This window comes from Mesorhizobium sp. M1006, assembly GCF_040318825.1.
Classification (GTDB): Bacteria; Pseudomonadota; Alphaproteobacteria; order Rhizobiales; family Rhizobiaceae; genus Mesorhizobium.
The window spans coordinates 1-19,428 of the sequence record NZ_JAMYMZ010000056.1; the positions used below are offsets into that span (position 1 = coordinate 1).

A 19,428-nucleotide genomic window follows, 5' to 3' on the forward strand; every position below is an offset into this window, starting at 1 on the left:
GGCGCGTATCACCCCTTTGCCCCCCAAGGAGCCGGGGGCAAGTGGGGCCTATAGAGCCTCAAACCCCGCCCCCCCACCCGGGGCGGGCTTGGCCCGCCGCTTTTGTTTGCGCGAAGCCGGGTTTGGTCGAAAGGTCGGCGATCCCCCGGCCTGTCAGGCAGTCGCTAGCGAAGATCCTTCGGCCAAATGCAGTGCGTCAGTCGGGCGCTGCCGAAGGTGAGACCGGTCCAATCGCCGTCGACGTCGAACCGAGCCAGGCCCGCGGTGGGGTATTTTTCCGCCAGCTTCTTCAGCGCCGCTTGGTCCGATCCAGCCCCGGCAACCCCGCGCGCGAACTCCTCCAGCCCGGGATTGTGGCCAAGCACCAGCAGCGTTCCAGTCCCCGCCTTTACTTGCCGCACCTTGGCGAGGATGTCCGCCGCCGCTGCCTCGTAGAGCGCCTGGGAAAATTTGGCCTGCACCTTCGCCGGCAATTCCGCCGAGACCAGCCGCCACGTGTCGCGGGTGCGCAGCGCCGGCGACACCAGCGCCAGCTCCGGCAGCCAGCCGCGCCGGGCCAGTTCGCGCCCGACCAGTGGTGCTGCCTTCAGCCCGCGCGCGGACAGCGGCCGGTCGAAGTCGATGAGGTCGGGATCGTCCCAACTCGACTTGGCGTGACGCAGGAGCAGCAGTTGCTTCATGGATTCAACTCAAGTCCAAGGGATGTCGGGCTGAAAGTCTTTCCTATATCCGCCGTCATGTCTTGCACCTGTGACGGTATCAAAACTCGCCCAAAGTGCACCAAAGATGAACAGGCCTACACGCCCTTCATCTTTATCCCAACTGACCGAAATGTCTGCTTCAGTGATGGCCCAATCGCCCGATCGAATGTGAATTGCATCGATGATGGGACCTACTCGTCCGTCCTCGATCCGACAGAGATAAAAACATGCCGTGCACTTTTCGGATCGTCCGCCTCGTCGTACTCGAAGACGCCGGCGAGATCACGCTTTTGCCGGATCGCGCTGTCGAAAACGTCCATTTGCTTGTCCGCAATCTATCAAAACAATGCCGAGACATCGCGTGCGCCATGCACGACGCGGACGATCTCGACCCGCTGTCCGGCCAGCTGATAAAGCACGAGATAATTGCCGATCGTCAACGCTCGCACATCGGCAGCGATGTCGGGCCTCTTGGGACCGGATCCCGGGAATGTGCCCAATTGCACGATGCGCACGGCAATAGCATCCAAAAAGCGGTCCGCGGCAAGCGGGTTGTCCCTTGCAATGCCAAACCAAATATCGATCAGGTCGTCTTCTGCCGCCGGGCTGCGGACAATGCGGATGTCAGCCATTCCGCCGGTTTTTGCTGGTGTTGCCCAACCGGCTGCGGGCTTTCTGTTTTATGTCCTCGATGTCGAACGGCGCAAACGGACCGCTCTCCAGCCCTTCCGTCCAGGCTTTCCGCAACCGCTCCGCTTCGGCCTCGCGCAAGGGCTGGCGAAGCCGCCATTCGCGCAGTGCCTCGCGGATCACTTCACTTGCCGAACCGTACTGCCCGCTGGCCACCGCGCCTTTGACCATGTCCAGCAGTTCCGGGGAAAGCGCTACGCTGACTTTTTCGACTGTCGCCATCAAGCCGTCTCCTCACGAAAACGGTAGCAAAATTTGCTACCAAATTCAAGAACTGACTCTTACGGCGTTATCCGCGCCAGGTGCTCGAGATCGGTCTCTTCGCGCAGCGGGTCGGGCGCGATCACCACCGACGTGGCGTTGTCGGCATCGTCGGCGAAGCGCGAAAACACCGTGCGGCCGCCTTCCATTCGCGCCTTGCCTTCGGCGACCAGCCCCAGCGCCAGCGGATAGAGCTGGTGCTCGGCCTTGAGCACGCGCGCGGCCAGCGTGTCCTCATTGTCGCCGACCATCACCGGCACGGCGGCCTGGGCGATGATCGGCCCGTCATCCATGTCGAGCGTGACGAAATGCACCGTGCAGCCATGGATGCGCATGCCTGCGCGGAGGGCCCGCGCATGCGTATCCAGCCCCTTGAAGGCAGGCAGCAGGGCAGGGTGGATATTGATCATGCGGCCCTGCCACTTCTCCACGAAGCGCGCGCCGAGGATGCGCATGTAGCCGGCCAGCGCGACGATCTCGGCGCCGAACGACAAGAGGGCCGCATCGATCGCCTCGTCATGCGCTTGCTTGCTGGCATGGTCGGAGCGCGAAATCACTCTGGTGGCGATGCCGCGCGCCGCGGCGATGCCAAGGCCGGCGGCATTGGCCCGGTCGGAGATGACGCCGACGATCTCGGCCGGATAGGCCGGGTTGCTCGCCGCCGCAACCAGCGCCGTCATGTTGGAGCCGCGCCCCGAGATCAGTACGACCGTCCGTTTCCTCATAGGCCAATCGAGCCCCGATAGATGACGCCGGCATCGCGGCGCGGCACGATCTGGCCGATCGGCGTCACCGTCTCGCCGGCCTCCTGCAGAACGGCAGCGACCTGCGCCGCCTGGCCGGAGGCGACGACCAGGATCATGCCGATGCCGCAATTGAAGGTCCGCATCATCTCTTCCGGCGCGACGCCGCCGGTCTTGGCCAGCCATGAGAACACCGGCGGCACCTCGATGGCGCCGAGATCGAGCTCGGCCGAAAAATCCTTGGGCAGAACGCGCGGGATGTTTTCGGGAAAGCCGCCGCCGGTGATATGGGCCAGCGCCTTGATGCCGTGGGTGTTGCGGATCGCCTTGAGGATCGACTTGACGTAGATGCGGGTAGGTTCGAGCAGCGCCTCGGCCAGCGTCGCCTCGTCATTGAACGGCGCCGGATCGCCCCAGCCAAGGCCGCTTACGGCGACGATGCGACGGACCAGCGAAAAGCCGTTCGAATGCAGGCCCGACGAGGCAAGGCCGAGCAGCACGTCGCCCTCGACGATGTCGTCGGTCGGCAGCAACTGGCCGCGTTCGGCGGCACCGACGGCAAAGCCGGCAAGGTCATAATCCTTGTCGTGATACATGCCGGGCATCTCCGCCGTCTCGCCGCCGATCAGCGCGCAACCGGCCTGCCGGCAGCCGGCGGCAATGCCGCCGACAATCGAGGCACCCTGGTCGGGATCGAGCTTGCCGGTGGCGAAATAGTCGAGGAAGAACAGCGGCTCGGCGCCTTGCACGACGATGTCGTTGACGCACATGGCGACGAGGTCGATGCCGATCGTATCGTGCTTGCCGGCATCGATGGCGATCTTCAGCTTGGTGCCGACGCCGTCGTTGGCGGCCACCAGCACGGGATCGGTGAAGCCGGCGGCCTTGAGGTCGAACAAACCGCCGAAGCCGCCGATCTCGCCATCGGCGCCCGGCCGGCGGGTGGCGCGCACCAGCGGCTTGATCTTCTCGACCATGAGATTGCCGGCGTCGATGTCGACGCCCGCTTCGGCATAGGTGAGCCCGTTCTTGCGCTTGCTCATTTCCGGCGCCTGCTCATCTGTTGCGCTTGCCTGTCGCTGGTTTCATTCGCGTGCGGGCTCTTCGCATGAACGGTTTTGCCCCGCAAGGCAAGCGCGCGATGAGGGTGTTTTCAGTTGGATGCCGGGGGAACCGGGCGCGATACACTCCAACAATAAAAAGAAATCCCTGCCAGAATTGCGGCGAGGCCTCCGACGGTGGCAAGAGACCTGATCTCACCGTCGAAGGGCAGGGTCCCATACGAGAAGCCGGCGGCGATCAACGCCGCCGCGGCAGCCCACAGACCTGGATTTGCAACGACTGATCTTGAGAAAACGAACGCGACGACAGCGGCGGTCAGCCAGAGGGGCCAAGAGACGACCACGCCCACGGCCAGCTCAAGAGCGAAGGCCCACAGGAGATCTTGCGTCGCCACCTTGCGGTGCGGGGCTCCCAAAAATGCGAAGACCAAAAGACTTTCTGTCAGTCCGGCCAGATAACAAAGCGTTACTCGCCAAGCGATTGTGATTCTCTGCGCCATCGTCATTCAGCAGTGGGGAAATAGGCTGTCGCTTCACGGGCTCTTCGCATGGGCAACAGCGTCTTGCAAGGACGGCAGCGGAATACCGGGCACTTACGTCTCTTCCAGGAAAGGCACCGCCGTTTCGTCCGTCCAGAGGCGACCGCCCTTGGGGAGGGTCTGCTGCTGTCCCATAAATCGTTCATCGTGCCCGCGTCCTCCCGGTGACTGGAAGAAGGCATATTGAACATGTCTTGGGTTCCAACGCGCCCCGGCTGGATGTCCCTCATGAACGTGCCGCCAGATCGAACCCCAACTGGGTTCCCAGATATCAATGAACTTGAGAAATAGGCCGAGCAAAACCTTTGTATTCACCGGTTCGGCTCCAGCTATGTAGCTAAACTCCAGCGAAGCATTGTTCTGGCTGTCTTCCGACAGATATTTGGACCAGGAACTGCAATGGACTGATGTGGACGCCTCTATATTTGCCTGGCGCTGGTTCCACAGCGACACATTGTATCCCAGTTCAGGAACGGGCTGTCTCGGAGGCATGTCCGTCTTGTTCCGGCCCTTTAACAGCCAGCGATGGAGAACCTCGCACGACGAGGTGTTGACCGGCTTGGAGGCGATTGCTTTTTTGAGCGATCTGCCGCGCGGGGCCCACCTCGCGAACCTGTCGTCGGCTTCGTCCAAGGCCCGGAAATGCGCCTGCAGCTGCGGGACCAGCTCTTCGGCGTCCTTTCTCCTCGCCCCCAGTAGACATAGATGTTGATCGACATGGCGTCCCCTCGAATACGGGAGACGTACCAGCTTTCTTGACTGGCGTCGCCAAAGGAGAGCGCGCGCGCTTCGGGCTCGCTTCCATTTGGTTAGTTCAATGCTGGCTAATCTTCACGCCCCCTCTGCGTTGATCGCAAATTGCGCGGCGAAAGCCCGGATATAGGCCGGCCGTGCTTCCCCGCGCGCTACATAGGCAGCCAAGTTTTGATATTCGTCCAAAATGCCTGACATTCTTAGTCGCAGCAGCACCGACACCATCAACAAATCGCCCGCGCTGAACGCATCATCGAGCCAGTCGGCGACACCCAAGTGAGCCGAGAGTTTGTCCAGCCGAGCGCGAACACGGTCCTTTACCAACGGCAAGCGCTCCTCGCTCCAAGGCTTGTCACGTTCGAATATTCTTGCCGTCGTTAATTCGAGGATCGGTGGTTCGACGGTGTTAAGTGCGGCAAACATCCACGTGATCGCACGCGCGCGGGCATTGCGATCCTTCGGCAGCAATCCCGCATGCTGCTCAGCAAGATGAAAGACGATCGAGCCGGTCTCGAACAGCGAGAGAGAACCTTCCTCATAGGTGGGGATCTGGCCGAAGGGATGGATCGCCAGATGTTCAGGCGCCTTCATCTCTGCGAAGGAAACAAGACGAACCTCATACGGCTGCCCCACTTCTTCGAGCGCCCAGCGAACGCGCGTATCACGCGCCAGTCCCTTGCCGCCATCGGGCGATCGTTCAAATGCTGTGATAGTGATTGTCATCGCGTCCGTTTCCTTGCCTGGGCAAATTTCCTTGGCTTCCTATCGTGAGACGAATGAGCCTCCCCGAAATCGACATCTGTCTTGACCTATTTCATTGCTGGCGCCCTCGTGGGGAGATTGGCAGCTTCTGTGTCGGTTCTCACTTGCCGTAACCCTCCATCTCCATCATGTATCGGCAAACAAGAGCGACGGGATATGCGTTTGACCATCCCCAACATGATCACGATCATGCGCTTCGTGCTGGTGCCGGCGGTGGTGCTGGCCATGCTGCAGGACCGCTGGGACTGGGCCTTTGCGGGCTTCCTCATTGCCGGCATTTCCGACGGCGTCGACGGCTTCATCGCCCGCCATTTCAATCAGTTTTCCAGGCTCGGCGCCTATCTCGATCCGATGGCCGACAAGCTGCTGCTGGTCTCGGTTTTCGTGGTCCTGGGCTTCAGCGGCGAACTGCCGCTGTGGCTGGTCGTTACCATGGTGTCGCGCGACGCACTGATCGTCTGCGCCGTGCTTTTATCCACCGTCATGGCGCATCCGGTCGAGATGAAGCCGCTCCTGGTGTCGAAGGCCAACACCGCGATCCAGATCGTGCTGGCGGCAGTGGTGTTGGGCGAACTCGCCTTCGACATCCGTCTCGATCCGCTGAGGCCGGCCCTCATATTGCTGTCCGGGGTCTTGACCGTGGCTTCGGCCGCGGCCTATCTCGTGGCTTGGCTGAGGCATATGAGCGGCTATGGCGAAGGCTCCACACCCGGCACCTGACGAACGGTCCATCGACGCTGAAGCTGAGGCTGCGGCAGCGGAAGCTGCGGCATCGGCGTCGTTTCGCCGCCAGATCCGCTTCTGGCTGGTCAGCGCCATCATCCTCGCCGTCTTCCTCTATGTCTTCAGCGGCATCCTTCTGCCGTTCGTCGCCGGCATGGTGCTCGCCTATTTCCTCGACCCTGTCGCCGACCGGCTGGAGCGGCTTGGCCTGTCCAGGCTGATGGCGACGGTGGTCATCCTCATCGCCTTTATCGTCGTCCTGGTACTGGCCTTCGTCATCCTGGTTCCGGTGCTCGCCTCGCAGATGGCTGATTTCGCCAGCAAGCTGCCGGACTATCTGACCCGGCTGCAGGGCCTGATCACCAGCTTCGACCCGAAATGGCTGGAAGAGAAATTCGGCGTCGACGCCAACGGCCTGCGCGAAGGCCTGAACTCGCTGCTGACCTCCGGCTTCGGCCTCCTGACCACCGTGTTCACCTCGATCTGGAGCTCCGGCGTGGCGCTGGTCTCGGTGGTCAGCCTGTTCGTCGTGACGCCGGTCGTCGCCTTCTACATGCTGCTCGACTGGGATCGCATGGTGACAATCGTCGACAGCTGGGTGCCGCGCGACTATGTCAAGACCGTCAGGACGATCGCCAGGGACATCAACACGGCGACCGCCGGCTTCGTGCGCGGCCAGGGCACGCTGTGCCTGGTGCTGGGCGCCATGTATGCCACCGGCCTGACACTGACGGGCCTGAATTTCGGCATCCTCATCGGTCTGTTCGCCGGACTGATCTCCTTCATCCCCTATGTCGGCTCGCTGACCGGCCTGGTGCTGGCCGTCGGCGTCGCCTTCGTCCAGTTCTGGCCGGACTGGACCATGATCGCAGCGGTGGCCGGTGTGTTCTTCGTCGGCCAGTTCATCGAGGGCAACATCCTGCAGCCAAGGCTGGTCGGCAAAAGCGTTGGCCTGCATCCGGTATGGCTGATGTTTGCGCTGTTTGCCTTCGGCGCGCTGTTCGGCTTCGTCGGCCTGCTGATCGCCGTTCCGGCTTCCGCCGCCGTTGCCGTTCTGGTGCGCTTCGCCATCGCCCGCTATCTCGAATCGCCGCTCTACAAGGGCCACGCCGACGAGCCGGTGCCGCCGCTGCAGGTGCGCCGCCGCGGGGGCGCGCGCGGTTGAGCCAGATGCCGGACAAGATCGATCCGCCGTGTCAATTGCCGCTCGATCTAGGCCACGGCACCGGCTATTCGCGCGACGAGCTCGTCGTCTCCAGCACCAACAGCCAGGCGGCGGCGCTTGTCGACCGCTGGCCGGACTGGCCGTCGCCGGTCGTTGTGCTGGCCGGGCCGGCCGGCTCGGGGAAAACCCATCTGGCCTCGATCTGGCGGACCCGCGCCGACGCGGTGAAAGTGGAGGCCGGCCGCATCGGCGACTGCATCGAAAATCTCGGCGCGCATCCGGCCCTGATCGACGATGTCGATGCCGGCCCGATCGATGAGCACGGCCTCTTCCACCTGATCAACGCGGTGCGCGGCGCCGGCTCGAGCTTGCTGTTGACGGCGCGGCGCTTCCCGTCCGCCTGGGGCGTCAGGCTGCCCGACCTGGCGTCGCGGCTGAAGGCGGCGGCGACCGTCGAGATCCACGAACCCGACGATCTTCTGCTGGCCGGCGTCATCACAAAGCTGTTCGCCGACCGCCAGGTCGAGGTCGAGCCGCATGTCGTGCAATATCTGGTGCGCCGCATCGAGCGCTCGCTGGCCACTGCCATGCGGGTGGTCGAACGGCTCGACCGCACCGCGCTCGAGCGCAAGACGCCGATCACCCGCGCGCTCGCCGCCGAGACCGTCAGCGCCATGGATGAAGGGCAGGGCGAGTTCGAGATTTGACGATTCCAGTTCCGCCACTGTCCCATTTCGGGAACAAAAGCTGGCATCTGTCTTGCAGCAACGAGCTTGCCGGCTAATCCCGGTCCTGATTGCGTATCAAATCAGGTAGTAGGCTCGCCGGGAGATGGGTGGTTGGGGTTCTCGCCCGGCGAGCTTGCCTTTGGCAGCATCGAATCGATAGCGCCATTGCGCGGCTGGCCTCAGCTCTCTCCGCCTGCAATTACCGCTCGTTCCGTGCCAAAGCGCTTGCGATAGTCGCCGGGCACCAGGCCGGTTATCCTGGCGAATACCTTGCGGAACGAGCCGGGATCGTCATAGCCGACCTCCCAGGCGATCTGGTCGATCGACCGCATCGTGGTTTCCAGCATCTCGCGCGCCTTGCCGACGCGCAGGTGCTGGCAATATTCGGTCGGCTTGAGGCCGGTGGCGCTGCGGAACCTGCGCAGGAAAGTCCGCTCCTCCAGTCCGGCATGCCCGGCCATGGCCCCGAGCGTCACGTCGCGGGCGCCGTTCGCCTGCAGCCAATGCTGCACCTTGAGGATCGCTTCGTCGCCGTGGGTCAGCCGCGGCGCGAACGGGCTGTAAAAGCGTTGCTCGCGGCCCGGCGGGTCGACCAGCATGAAACGCGCCGTGTCCATCATGACGGTCGGCCCGAGCACCCTGTCCACCAGCTTGAGGCCGAGATCGGTCCAGGCCATGTAGCCGCCCGCGGTGATGATGTCGCCATCGTCGATGACCAGCCTGTCGGCATCGAGCAGAATGTCTGGAAAGCGTAGCGCCAGCGCGTCGCGATAAGCCCAATGCGTGGTCGCAGCACGACCCGACAGCAGGCCGGTCTCGGCAAGCACGAAGGCGCCGGCGCAGACCGAGCCGAGGGTCGCGCCTGCCGCATGACGGCCCCTGAGCCAGCCGGCATAGGGCGCGGCTGCTTCCCGAGCGATCGGATCTCCCAAGGTTGGCGGGATGATAGCCATGGCTGGTTGATTGTCGGCGCCGGGGTCGCTGTCGAAAGTGCAGACTACGGTCTGGCCCGCGTCCTCCAATTGCCAATGGCTGACGCGAAGCCTCAAAGCGTCCGGCGACCGATCGGCCGCCAGCCGGTTGGCCAGCAGAAAGAGATCGGTCAGGCCGAGCACGGCCGCTTCCTGCACGCCGGGATACAAGACAAGGCCGATTTCGATCAGATCAAGCGCAGCCGCCATTTGTCAGTTTTGCCACGTTGAATGTCCGTTTTGCCAATGCTCACCCTGGCCGCACTGTTATAATTTGTCCAGCAGAAGGGGGCTAAAAGCTTCCCTGTTACCCCCAACTTTTCCATTAAGGAGTAGGACGATGAGCACATTCACCACCCATGACGGCACCGAGATTTTCTACAAGGATTGGGGCAAGGGCCAGCCGATCGTGTTCCATCACGGCTGGCCGCTGAGCTCAGACGACTGGGACAACCAGATGCTGTTCTTCCTCGAAAAGGGCTACCGCGTCATCGCCCATGACCGCCGCGGCCACGGCCGCTCGTCGCAGACCGCGACCGGCAACGACATGGACACCTACGCTGCCGACGTCGCGGCGCTGGCGGCGCATCTCGATCTCAGGGATGCGATCCACATCGGCCACTCGACCGGCGGCGGCGAGGTGGCGCGTTACGTCGCGCTTTATGGCAGCGGAGGCCGTGTTGCCAAGGCGGTGCTGATCGGCGCGGTGCCGCCGATCATGGTCAAGACCGATAGCAATCCGGGCGGCCTGCCGATCGAGGTCTTCGACGGCTTTCGCGCCGCTCTGGCCGCTAACCGCGCCCAGTTCTACAGGGATGTGCCGGCCGGCCCGTTTTACGGTTTCAACCGCGAGGGCGCCAAGGTCTCGCCAGGCGCTATCGACAATTGGTGGCGCCAAGGCATGATGGGTGGGGCCAAGGCCCATTACGACTGCATCAAGGCCTTTTCCGAGACCGACTTCACCGACGACCTCAAGCAGATCGACGTGCCCGTCCTGATCATGCACGGCGACGACGACCAGATCGTGCCTATCGCCGACTCCGCGCTGCTTGCGGCCAAGCTGGTGAAGCACGGCACGCTCAAGGTCTACAAGGGCCTGCCGCACGGCATGTGCACCACCCATCCGGAGATCATCAATCCGGATCTGCTGGCCTTCATCCAGGGCTGACGGCTTGCATGTCGGACAGGCAGCGCGGGCTCGTGCTGTCCGTTCGTCGCTTAAACATGACCGGCGACGGCAGACACACTCGAGCGTGATCCGCTTGCGCTGCCGACGAGATTCGCTTGATGAATGGTCGGAGTGGAGAGATTCGAACTCCCGACCCTCTGGTCCCAAACCAGATGCGCTACCAGGCTGCGCTACACTCCGAACGGTCTGTTGCCTAGTGATTTCAGCCCGCCAAAGCAAGCGTAAAAAGCCATCGGCCTTGCTGCCGGCGGCATTGCGCAGTAATGACGGGCTAGTGCATGGCCAGAGAACAGTAATGTGGTCTCGGGGTCGTGTGCTTGCAACCAGCAATGAGGTGGTCATGTCAGCCCGCATTTTCAGCCCAGCCAAAACCGCGATGCAGTCCGGCAAGGCCAAGACCGGCTATTGGGTGCTGGAATTCGATCCGGAGCAGCGCAAGAAGATCGATCCGCTGATGGGCTACACCACGTCCGGCGACATGCGAAGCCAGATCAGGCTGACCTTCGACACAAGAGAGGACGCGGTCGCCTACGCTGAGAAGGAAGGGCTGGCTTTCCGCGTCGAGGAGCCGAAGGAAATCAAGCGCCGCCAGATTTCCTATGCGGAGAATTTCCGCTATGACCGCAGGACGCCCTGGACGCATTGATCCCATACCGGCCCTGCCGGCACAATCCGCCGGTCATGCGGCCGGCCAGCGGTCCCGTAGCTCAGCTGGATAGAGCACCGGCCTTCTAAGCCGATGGTCACAGGTTCGAATCCTGTCGGGATCGCCAATATTTTCAGGGTCCATTCCGGACAGGTTCACTCGCCAGTCGCACAGGATTTCCAACACATGACAGCGATGGGCGCGGCGGCACTGCTGATCCTGGTCCTGACCTATGCCGGCGTCGCCATCGGCAGGATACCCGGGCTGCGCCTCGACCGGGCAGGGATCGCGCTGCTCGGCGGTGCGGCGATGATCGCCATCGGCGCGCTCGACATGGAGGACGCCTACCGCGCCATCAGCTTCGACACCATCACGCTTCTGCTCGGCATGATGATCGTCGTGGCGCATCTTAAAGTGTCGGGCGCCTTTCGCGCGCTCGGCGGGTTCGCCATCGAGCATGCGCATGCGCCGTTCATGCTGCTGGTGATGGTGACGCTGTTGACCGGCCTCCTGTCCGCATTCCTGGTCAACGACGCCATCTGCCTGGTCATGGCGCCGATCGTCGTCCATGTCACCCGCGTCATCAACCGCAACCCGGTTCCCTATCTGATCGCCACCGCCACCGCCTCGAATTGCGGCAGCGTCGCCACCATCACCGGCAACCCGCAGAACATGGTCATCGGCGCGCTGTCGGGGATTTCCTACCCGGCCTTCTCTGCGGCGCTGGCGCCGGTCGCGGCGTTCGGCCTCATCGCCGTCATCGTCATCATCCGCATCGTCTACCGCGCCGAATTTTCGCGCAAGGCCGAGCTCAGCCCCGAAGTCTACCGCGGCCGCATGCTGCCGGGTCAGGTGGTGAAGGCGGTGGTCGTCTGTGTCGGTTTGGCGATCGCCTTCTTCGCCGGCGTTCCAGTCGCCAAGGCAGCGCTGATCGGCGGTGCCATTCTTCTTTTGACCCGCGCCATCAAACCTGAGCGCATCTATCGCGAGATCGATGGGCCGCTGCTGTTCATGTTCGCCGGGCTGTTCATCGTCGTCGCCGGGGCGGAGAAGACGCTGCTGACGCCCGACATCGTCGCCTCGGCAAAGGACCTCGGACTGAATGATGTCTGGCGGCTGTCCGGCTTCACCGCGGTGCTGTCCAACATCATGAGCAATGTCCCGGCCGTGCTGGCGCTGAAGCCGTTCGTGCCCGGACTGGAAAACCCCGAGCGGGCCTGGCTGGTCGTCGCCATGAGCTCGACGCTGGCCGGCAATTTCACGCTGCTCGGCTCGGTCGCCAATCTGATCGTTGCCGAGCACGCGCGAATCTCCGGCAAACCGCTGGGCTTCATCGCCTTCTTCAAGGTCGGCCTGCCGTTGACGCTGGTCACGCTGCTTGTAGGGACGGCATGGCTGGCAGCCTAAAAGCGCGTCGCACTAGACCGGCCTCGTGCGGCGCGCTTCAGGCTCTTTTTTTATGCATGTCGTTATCGCAAAACCGCTGCACGCTTTTGCGCGACATGCATCAGCCAGTCAGGGCGATGTCACCGTCAGATGGCCTTTCATGTTGGGATGGAAGCGGCAGAAATAATCGACCGATTCCGCCTTCTTCACCGTCAGGCTCGCCGCCTTCTTCGGCGGGATCATCACTTCCCAGGCGCCGTTGACGGTTGCCGTGTGGGCGAACACGTCCTTGTTCACCCACCTGATCGTGTCGCCGACCTTCGCCTCGATCTTTGCCGGCGAAAACACAAGCTTCTCGATCGTCACCTCGATGGTGTCGGCCTTGGCCGGCTGGGCACCCATGGCCAATGCCAGCGCAACCCACAGATGCCGCCCCGACGCCATTGGCTCGATCCTCACTTCAGCATGCCGGCGACGTGTTCGGCGTGCTGTTCGTGGCCCTGGAATATTTTCAGACCGGTTTCCAGCAGGCTCTTCAGCTCGGCATTGCTGGCCGACGGGATCAGCAGAGTTTCGAGCGCGCCATTGACCTGCTTGTGGTAGGCCACCTCGTTGGCGACATAGGCCTTGTCGAACGCCGCGCCCTTGAGCTTGGCAAGCTTGGCTCGTTCCTCGGCCGCCGCCTTGGTCAGCGCCTTGCTGGTCGGATTGTCCTCAGGCGTGACCTTGAGCTTCTTGACCAGGTCGAGAGCCTGTTTGTTGACCGCCTCGTGATCTCGCACCATGTCCTTGGCGAAATCCACGACCTCCTTGTTCTTCGATTTCTTCAGCGCCTGCTTGGCCGCCTCGACGTCAAGCACGCCTGCTGTGTAGGCGATATGTGCGATCTGCGGATCGGTCGGTTTGTCGGCAGCTTGCGACAAGGGCGCTGCGCTAAGCAGGAAAAATGCGGCCAGTGCCGTGGTCGATCGAATAAACATGATGCTCTCCTTCGCCCCGACGCGGAACTGCATCGGGCTTCGTTTTCAGTGATGCTCATTGGATGCAGGTCGCCGCCAAACGTTCCCGCGAAAATCGGCGCGACCTATCCGGAAAGACCAAGCCGCTGCATCACGGCATTGGTCAGCCGTTCGCAGCGCCGGCCCGCGAAGGGAAAGGCGTCGAGCAGCACCGGGCCGATCTGGTCGTCCAGCGCCTTGCGCACCAGCGCGCGGGCGCGGTGCAGCCGGGTCTTGATGGTTTCTGGTCGCACGCCAAGCAGTTCGGCGGTTTCTTCGATGCTCAATCCCTCGATGACGCGCGCCACGAACACCATCCGGTAGACATCGGGAAGACTGTCGGTTGCCCGTTCGACAAGCTCAAGGATCTGCCGTTGCGCCATCGTCCGCTCCGGATCGTCGCTCGGGTTGAGGGGAAACCGGATGATTTCGGCTTGCGGGTTTTCAGGCATCGCTACCATTCGCCGCCTTTTGCGCAAGCGGCCGAGCGCTTCGTTGATGACGATACGCGATAGCCACGTGGCGAGCGAGGCATCGCCGCGAAAGGCCTCGAGATGGGCAAAGGCGCTGACATAGGCCTCCTGGACGATGTCCTCGGCCTCGCTGTCGTTACGCACGACGCCTCGGGCGATGCGGTAGAGCCTTTGGTTGTGCGTCTTGATGATGGTGCGGAATGCATCGCTATCACGTGCCAGCGCGCGGCCGACAAGCTGCATGTCGCCGGAAGCGGCGGGCGTTGCCGTCAACGCAGCAGGCATGGCCGATCTCCTGATAGGCTTCTCATCGGACATTGGATGAATCGGCCGACAAAAGGTTCCCGACCGATCCGCCGGCCGGCCTCGATCCGTTTCAAGCGCCGGCAGAGGCTATTCTAACGCCTCCACCACACCGGCGTCTCTATTTTGTAGACGCCGTGTCATCGGCTGATCGGTCGCCATGACATCACTCAGGATCGCAATTTTTCCAAGCTGTTACGCCGATTTCCTGACTCAGCCTGGAAAGGTGCTTGGCTCAGGCCTGTGCGGCCGCCGCCAGCCCGCGCGCCAGGTCGGCCTTCAAATCCTCGACATCCTCGAGCCCGATCTGCAAGCGCACCAGCGGCCCGTCATACGGGCCCTTGGCGATTGTGCGGTCGCCAAGGAATACCGGCACGGCAAGGCTCTCATAGCCGCCCCAGGAATAGCCGAGGCCGAAAAACTTCAACGCGTCGAGGAAGGCGTGCTGCTGCTTCTGTCCGCCGCCCGCGAGAACGATCGAGAAGATGCCGCTCGATCCGCAAAAATCGCGCTTCCACATGGCGTGGTCGGGATGACTGGGCAGCCCTGGATGCAGCACCTGCGCTACGCCCGGCTGACCCTCCAGCCAGCCGGCGAGGGAAAGCGCGCTCTTTTGATGATGCTCCAGCCGCACACCCATCGTGCGCAGGCCGCGCAGCACCTGGTAGACGTCGTCAGGCCCGGCGCAGCAGCCCATCGTGCTGAACGTCTCGAAAAGCTGCTTCCAGCAGTCCGCATTGGCCGACACCGTGCCGAGCAGCACGTCGGAATGGCCGGCCGGGTATTTCGTCGCCGCGTGGATCGAGATGTCGACGCCATGATCGAGGGGGCGAAAGTAGAGCGGGGTCGCCCAGGTGTTGTCCATCATGACGATGGCGCCGGCGGCATGCGCTGCCTTGGCGATGGCCGGTATGTCCTGCACCTCGAAAGTGTTGGAGGCCGGCGATTCGGTGAACACCACCTTGGTGTTGGGCTTGATCAGCGCCGCGATGCCGGCGCCGATGCGTGGTTCGTAATACTCGACCTCGATGCCCAGCCGCTTCAGCATCGTGTCGGCGAAGTTGCGGGTCGGATGATAAACGGAATCGACGATCAGCAGATGATCGCCGGCCGACAGGAAGGCGAGCAGCGGCAGCGTCACCGCCGCCAGGCCGGACGGTACCGCAACCGTGCCCGCCGAACCTTCCAGCGCATCGATCGCGCTGTTCAGTGCATCGGTGGTCGGCGTGCCGCGCGTGCCGTAGGTGTATCTCTGGCTGCGTGAAGCCATCGCCGCCGCATTGGGATAGAGCACGGTCGAGGCATGCACCACCGGCGGATTGACGAAGCCGAAATAGTCATGCGGGTTGTTGCCGGAATGGGCGAGCCGTGTGTTGACGCCCATCTCGCTGTCGTCTTTTGCCATTGCTTTTCGTCCCATGGGTTGGTCGTTAGCCATAGTGCGGCGGCATTGGCCGCGCAACCGCACCGCACTCGCCAGGCCAAGGTCTTGAATATGCCAATTCAGCAACGAGCCGTGGACCTGCGGGAAGGCTGCCAAGTGCGCTTGGCAACTCACGGTCGGACTTTGCCGGCTTTATTGGCGCGCTGGCCGATTTGCGAGCGCGTTTGTCTGCAATTTCAGGCATTTCAGGCAGTTGGTTTTCAAAGTCTTTCGGATTTGGTCATTTCCCTTGACCTCACAGGAATAATCGCCTTCGATGTTGTTCGTGAATGGGAGGCAGCGCGTCGGTTACGATGCGGGATTCCGGTAATGGGCCGGGATACATAGCTGCGTTCACACGGGAAAAAGTCAGGTTCGCCTGGAAAAAACAGAAAAGGGTCTGTGGGTCATGAAACACATTGCAATCGGCGTTTTGGGCGCCGCCGCGTTTGGATTCGCGGCTTCGGCGGCTTCGGCGGCCACGCTCGACGATGTCAAAGCGAAGGGCTTCATCCAATGCGGCGTCTCGACCGGTCTGGCCGGCTTCTCGGCGCCGGACGACAAGGGTGAGTGGCAAGGCATCGACGCGGACTTCTGTCGCGCTGTGGCAGCCGCCGTGTTCGGCGATGGCACCAAGGTGAAGTTTACGCCGCTCAGCGCCAAGGAGCGGTTTACCGCTCTGCAGTCGGGCGAGATCGACATCCTGTCGCGCAATACCACCTGGACCATCAATCGCGACACCGCACTCGGCCTGAACTTCATCGGCACGACTTATTACGACGGCCAGGGCTTCATGATCAACGCCAAGAAGCTACCGGGCGTGAACTCGGCGCTGCAGCTTTCGGGCGCGGCGGTCTGCGTGCAGAGCGGCACCACGACCGAGCTCAACCTTGCCGACTATTTCAAGTCGAACAAGATGGAGTACAATCCTGTCGTCTTCGAAAAGCTGGAAGAGGTTAACGCCGCCTATGACGCCGGCCGCTGCGACGTATACACCACCGACCAGTCGGGCCTCTATGGCATCCGCCTGACGCTCGGTGCGCCGGCCGACCACGTCGTGTTGCCCGAGATCATCTCCAAGGAACCGCTTGGGCCGGCCGTACGCCAGGGCGACGACCAATGGTACCACATCGTCAAGTGGACCTATTTCGCGTTGCTCGACGCCGAGGAACTCGGCATCACCAAGGCCAATGTCGACGAGATGAAGAACTCGGACAGTCCAGAGATCAAGCGCGTGCTCGGCCAGGAAGCCGACACCAAGATCGGCACCGATCTCGGCGTCTCTAACGACTGGGTCGTCAACATCGTCAAGGCCGTCGGCAATTACGGCGAGATGTTCGAGCGTAATGTCGGCTCGGGCAGCCCGCTGAAGATCGCGCGCGGCATCAACGCGCTGTGGACCAAGGGTGGCCTGCAGTACGCTCCGCCGATCCGCTGATCGAAAATGGATCCGGAAGGCAGATCGTCTGCCTTCCGGTCTCTCTTTCCAGGGGACTGTCGAATGGCATCGCAGGAAGTTCTTCGCGAGGAGCCAAGCCGCGGTTCCTTCATCAATGATCCTCGTGTCCGCGGAATATTCTTTCAAGCGCTGGTCCTCGTCCTGCTGGTAGCGGGGGTCTGGTGGGTTACCCACAACGTCATCGTCAATCTGACGCGCTTGCACATCGCTTCCGGCTTTGGCTTCCTCAGGGGCCGCGCCGGCTTCGACATCAGCGAAAGCGCGATCGCATATTCGTCGGATTCGACCTATTTCCGAGCCATCCTGGTTGGCTTCATCAACACCGTGATCGTTGCCGTCGTCGGCATCATCACCGCCACCATTATCGGTTTCATCGTCGGCATCGGCCGGCTTTCGCGCAACTGGCTGATCAGGAAGATCTGCACGGTCTATGTCGAGGTCTTCCGCAACATCCCGCCGCTGCTGGTCATCTTCTTCTGGTATTCCGGCGTGCTCGCCGTGCTGCCGCCGCCGCGCGAGAGCATTAATTTGCCGTTCGGCTCCTTTCTCAACCAGCGCGGCTTCTATTTTCCGCGCGCTGTCTGGGGCGAGGGCTCCTGGCTGATCCTGGTCGCCCTGCTCCTCGCCCTTGCCATGGCCTGGTTCGTCGCCCGCAAGGCGCGGCAGCGGCAGATGGCGACGGGTCAGCCGTTCCCGGTGCTCTGGACATCCATAGCGTTGATCGTCGGCCTGCCGCTGCTGGCCTACGCGCTGAGCGGCTTTCCTCTGACCTTCGAATTCCCGAAACAATCGACTTTCAACCTGGTCGGTGGCTTTCAGGTCAGACCGGAGTTCCTGTCACTCTATCTGGCGTTGTCCTGCTATACGGCCGCCTTCATCGCCGAGATCGTGCGCGCCGGCATCAGGGGCGTCAGCACGGGCCAGACCGAGGCGGCCGCGGCACTCGGGCTGCGCTCGGGATCGATCCTCAGGCTTGTCGTCGTGCCGCAGGCGATGCGCATCGTTATTCCGCCGCTGACCAGCCAGTATCTGAACTTGACCAAGAACTCTTCACTCGCCATCGCCATCGGCTATCCGGACCTGACGGCGACTGCCGGCACTGTCTTGAACCAGACCGGGCAGGCGGTTGAAGGCGTGGTGATCATGATGGCTGTCTATCTCGCGCTCAGCCTGATCACGTCGGCGATCATGAACGTCGTCAATGCCAGGATGGCGCTGGTGGAGAGGTAGAGCCATGCAGGAACACGACATGTCCTGGGTGCGGACGGAGATGGCGCTGGCCCAACCGGCGCCGTCGAGCGAGCGTGGCCTCACCGCCTGGATCCGCAAGAACCTGATTGCCACCACGGGCGACACCATTCTCACCATCGTTGGCATTGCGCTGGTCGCTGTGATCCTGCCCCAAATCATCAATTGGGCCTTCATCAACGCCCAGTGGACTGGACCGGACCGCTCGGTCTGCGCCACCGTGGCGCAAGGCGGCATCCAGCCGGATGGCTGGACCGGTGCTTGCTGGGCATTCGTCAACGCCAAGTTCGGCCAGTTCATGTTCGGCACCTATCCTATCGAGGAGCGTTGGCGGCCGATCGTGGTGGCCATCCTGTTCGTGGCACTGCTGGTGCCGTTGCTCATTCCGCGCATACCGCGCAAGGGGCTGAATGCCATTCTTCTCTTTTTTGTACTGCCGGTCGTCGCCTTCGTTCTGCTGGTCGGCGGCATGTTCGGCCTGCCGCATGTCGAGACGTCGCGTTGGGGTGGACTGCTGGTGACGCTCAGCCTGTCGTTCGTCGGCATTGCCGTGTCGCTGCCGATCGGCATCGTGCTGGCGCTTGGCCGGCGCTCGAACATGCCGATAGTCAAGCTGCTGTGCGTGATCTTCATCGAGACGGTACGCGGCATCCCGCTGATTACGGTGCTGTTCTTTGCCAGCGTGATGCTGCCGCTGTTCCTGCCGGCCGGCGTCAGCTTCGACAAGTTCCTGCGCGCGCTGATCGGCGTGTCGCTGTTTGCCGCCGCCTACATGGCCGAAGTGGTGCGCGGCGGCCTGCAGGCGATCCCCAAAGGCCAGTATGAGGGCGCCGATTCGCTCGGTCTCAGCTACTGGCAGAAGATGGGCCTGGTCGTCATGCCGCAGGCGCTGAAGCTGGTCATTCCCGGCATCGTCAACACCTTCATCGGCATGTTCAAGGACACCAGCCTGGTCATCGTCATCTCCATGTTCGACCTCCTCGGCATCGTCAAGCAGAACTTCTCCGACGCGAATTGGGCGACGCCACAGACGGCCAGATCCGGCCTGGTGTTCGCGGCGTTCATCTTCTGGCTGTTCTGCTTCGGCATGTCGCGCTATTCAATGTACACGGAACGCCGTCTCGACACCGGCCACAAACGCTAAAAAGGGGACCTTGTCATGGCCATAGAAAACGCCGTCAGCGCGGAAGAGATCAAGGTCAATGC

The 19,428-nt window shown here is 62.5% G+C and carries 23 protein-coding genes and 2 tRNA genes; 10 read left to right on the forward strand and 15 right to left on the reverse strand.

Annotated elements, in window-relative coordinates:
- Window positions 1–164 precede the first annotated feature (164 nt).
- From NKH60_RS30090 to NKH60_RS30130, 9 genes are all read right to left on the reverse strand, one after another.
- Complete coding sequence (locus NKH60_RS30090; RefSeq protein ID WP_352615697.1) at window positions 165–680, reverse strand: SixA phosphatase family protein; 516 nt, start codon at window positions 678–680, stop codon at window positions 165–167.
- Between the two features lie 212 nt (window positions 681–892).
- The gene (locus NKH60_RS30095) at window positions 893–1,021 is read right to left on the reverse strand and encodes a hypothetical protein (RefSeq protein WP_352615700.1); all 129 of its coding nucleotides are present in this window, start codon (window positions 1,019–1,021) and stop codon (window positions 893–895) included.
- An 18-nt stretch (window positions 1,022–1,039) separates the two neighbouring features.
- Window positions 1,040–1,333 carry a type II toxin-antitoxin system RelE/ParE family toxin gene (locus NKH60_RS30100; RefSeq protein WP_352615703.1) on the reverse strand — a complete coding sequence of 98 codons (294 nt, stop codon included), beginning with the start codon at window positions 1,331–1,333 and terminating at the stop codon, window positions 1,040–1,042.
- Window positions 1,326–1,613 carry a type II toxin-antitoxin system ParD family antitoxin gene (locus NKH60_RS30105; protein WP_352457662.1) on the reverse strand — a complete coding sequence of 96 codons (288 nt, stop codon included), beginning with the start codon at window positions 1,611–1,613 and terminating at the stop codon, window positions 1,326–1,328. Before NKH60_RS30105 ends, NKH60_RS30100 begins: the two co-directional genes overlap by 8 nt.
- A gap of 59 nt (window positions 1,614–1,672) precedes the next feature.
- Complete coding sequence (gene purN / locus NKH60_RS30110) at window positions 1,673–2,377, reverse strand: phosphoribosylglycinamide formyltransferase (protein WP_352501881.1); 705 nt, start codon at window positions 2,375–2,377, stop codon at window positions 1,673–1,675.
- Window positions 2,374–3,438, reverse strand: a complete 1,065-nt coding sequence (gene purM, locus NKH60_RS30115) for a phosphoribosylformylglycinamidine cyclo-ligase (protein ID WP_352472623.1) — start codon at window positions 3,436–3,438, stop codon at window positions 2,374–2,376. The genes purN and purM overlap by 4 nt, the downstream gene beginning before the upstream one ends.
- Window positions 3,439–3,548: 110 nt before the next feature.
- On the reverse strand, window positions 3,549–3,962 hold the full coding sequence (locus tag NKH60_RS30120; RefSeq protein WP_352771148.1) for a hypothetical protein: 414 nt from the start codon (window positions 3,960–3,962) through the stop codon (window positions 3,549–3,551).
- 87 nt (window positions 3,963–4,049) lie between these two features.
- Window positions 4,050–4,814, reverse strand: a complete 765-nt coding sequence (locus tag NKH60_RS30125) for an Imm52 family immunity protein (RefSeq protein ID WP_352771189.1) — start codon at window positions 4,812–4,814, stop codon at window positions 4,050–4,052.
- 12 nt (window positions 4,815–4,826) lie between these two features.
- Complete coding sequence (locus NKH60_RS30130; protein WP_352541636.1) at window positions 4,827–5,471, reverse strand: glutathione S-transferase family protein; 645 nt, start codon at window positions 5,469–5,471, stop codon at window positions 4,827–4,829.
- A 201-nt stretch (window positions 5,472–5,672) separates the two neighbouring features.
- On the opposite strand from NKH60_RS30130, the gene NKH60_RS30135 reads away from it, so the two are divergent.
- The 3 genes from NKH60_RS30135 to hdaA are packed head-to-tail and all read left to right on the forward strand — an operon-like array spanning window position 5,673 to window position 8,105.
- The gene (locus tag NKH60_RS30135) at window positions 5,673–6,230 is read left to right on the forward strand and encodes a CDP-alcohol phosphatidyltransferase family protein (protein WP_352469229.1); all 558 of its coding nucleotides are present in this window, start codon (window positions 5,673–5,675) and stop codon (window positions 6,228–6,230) included.
- Window positions 6,202–7,398 carry an AI-2E family transporter gene (locus NKH60_RS30140; RefSeq protein ID WP_352501884.1) on the forward strand — a complete coding sequence of 399 codons (1,197 nt, stop codon included), beginning with the start codon at window positions 6,202–6,204 and terminating at the stop codon, window positions 7,396–7,398. The genes NKH60_RS30135 and NKH60_RS30140 overlap by 29 nt, the downstream gene beginning before the upstream one ends.
- Before the next feature lie 5 nt (window positions 7,399–7,403).
- Entirely contained in the window at window positions 7,404–8,105 is a 702-nt protein-coding gene (gene hdaA / locus NKH60_RS30145) for a DnaA regulatory inactivator HdaA (protein WP_352874436.1), read from the forward strand.
- 200 nt (window positions 8,106–8,305) lie between these two features.
- Here hdaA and NKH60_RS30150 read toward each other — a convergent pair whose 3' ends face one another.
- Complete coding sequence (locus tag NKH60_RS30150) at window positions 8,306–9,307, reverse strand: GlxA family transcriptional regulator (protein WP_352874437.1); 1,002 nt, start codon at window positions 9,305–9,307, stop codon at window positions 8,306–8,308.
- Between the two features lie 130 nt (window positions 9,308–9,437).
- Between NKH60_RS30150 and NKH60_RS30155 the strand changes: the two genes are divergently transcribed.
- Entirely contained in the window at window positions 9,438–10,265 is an 828-nt protein-coding gene (locus NKH60_RS30155; RefSeq protein ID WP_352874438.1) for an alpha/beta fold hydrolase, read from the forward strand.
- A gap of 124 nt (window positions 10,266–10,389) precedes the next feature.
- Here the strand turns inward: NKH60_RS30155 and NKH60_RS30160 are convergent.
- Window positions 10,390–10,466: transfer RNA gene (locus NKH60_RS30160), tRNA-Pro, on the reverse strand.
- Window positions 10,467–10,626: 160 nt separating this feature from the next.
- Between NKH60_RS30160 and NKH60_RS30165 the strand changes: the two genes are divergently transcribed.
- From NKH60_RS30165 to NKH60_RS30175, 3 genes are all read left to right on the forward strand, one after another.
- Window positions 10,627–10,932, forward strand: a complete 306-nt coding sequence (locus tag NKH60_RS30165; protein ID WP_352472630.1) for an ETC complex I subunit — start codon at window positions 10,627–10,629, stop codon at window positions 10,930–10,932.
- 50 nt (window positions 10,933–10,982) lie between these two features.
- A tRNA-Arg gene (locus tag NKH60_RS30170) sits at window positions 10,983–11,059 on the forward strand.
- A 59-nt stretch (window positions 11,060–11,118) separates the two neighbouring features.
- Window positions 11,119–12,339, forward strand: a complete 1,221-nt coding sequence (locus tag NKH60_RS30175; protein ID WP_352472631.1) for an anion transporter — start codon at window positions 11,119–11,121, stop codon at window positions 12,337–12,339.
- Window positions 12,340–12,447: 108 nt separating this feature from the next.
- Here the strand turns inward: NKH60_RS30175 and NKH60_RS30180 are convergent, their stop codons facing one another.
- The 4 genes from NKH60_RS30180 to NKH60_RS30195 form a co-directional block, all read right to left on the reverse strand.
- Window positions 12,448–12,762, reverse strand: coding sequence for a cupredoxin domain-containing protein (locus tag NKH60_RS30180; RefSeq protein WP_352501888.1), 315 nt, complete (start codon window positions 12,760–12,762; stop codon window positions 12,448–12,450).
- Between the two features lie 11 nt (window positions 12,763–12,773).
- Window positions 12,774–13,298 carry a DUF4142 domain-containing protein gene (locus tag NKH60_RS30185; RefSeq protein ID WP_352541632.1) on the reverse strand — a complete coding sequence of 175 codons (525 nt, stop codon included), beginning with the start codon at window positions 13,296–13,298 and terminating at the stop codon, window positions 12,774–12,776.
- Between the two features lie 104 nt (window positions 13,299–13,402).
- Window positions 13,403–14,074 carry an RNA polymerase sigma factor gene (locus NKH60_RS30190; protein ID WP_352820251.1) on the reverse strand — a complete coding sequence of 224 codons (672 nt, stop codon included), beginning with the start codon at window positions 14,072–14,074 and terminating at the stop codon, window positions 13,403–13,405.
- A 253-nt stretch (window positions 14,075–14,327) separates the two neighbouring features.
- Entirely contained in the window at window positions 14,328–15,497 is a 1,170-nt protein-coding gene (locus NKH60_RS30195; protein WP_352874440.1) for a cystathionine beta-lyase, read from the reverse strand.
- Window positions 15,498–15,924: 427 nt separating this feature from the next.
- On the opposite strand from NKH60_RS30195, the gene NKH60_RS30200 reads away from it, so the two are divergent.
- The 3 genes from NKH60_RS30200 (at window position 15,925) to NKH60_RS30210 (ending at window position 19,366) form a co-directional block, all read left to right on the forward strand.
- Entirely contained in the window at window positions 15,925–16,953 is a 1,029-nt protein-coding gene (locus NKH60_RS30200; RefSeq protein ID WP_254820740.1) for an amino acid ABC transporter substrate-binding protein, read from the forward strand.
- A 63-nt stretch (window positions 16,954–17,016) separates the two neighbouring features.
- On the forward strand, window positions 17,017–18,204 hold the full coding sequence (locus NKH60_RS30205) for an amino acid ABC transporter permease (protein ID WP_352472636.1): 1,188 nt from the start codon (window positions 17,017–17,019) through the stop codon (window positions 18,202–18,204).
- A 4-nt stretch (window positions 18,205–18,208) separates the two neighbouring features.
- A complete protein-coding gene (locus tag NKH60_RS30210; protein ID WP_352771783.1) occupies window positions 18,209–19,366 on the forward strand; it encodes an amino acid ABC transporter permease in 1,158 nt (385 codons plus the stop codon).
- Window positions 19,367–19,428: the final 62 nt, after the last annotated feature.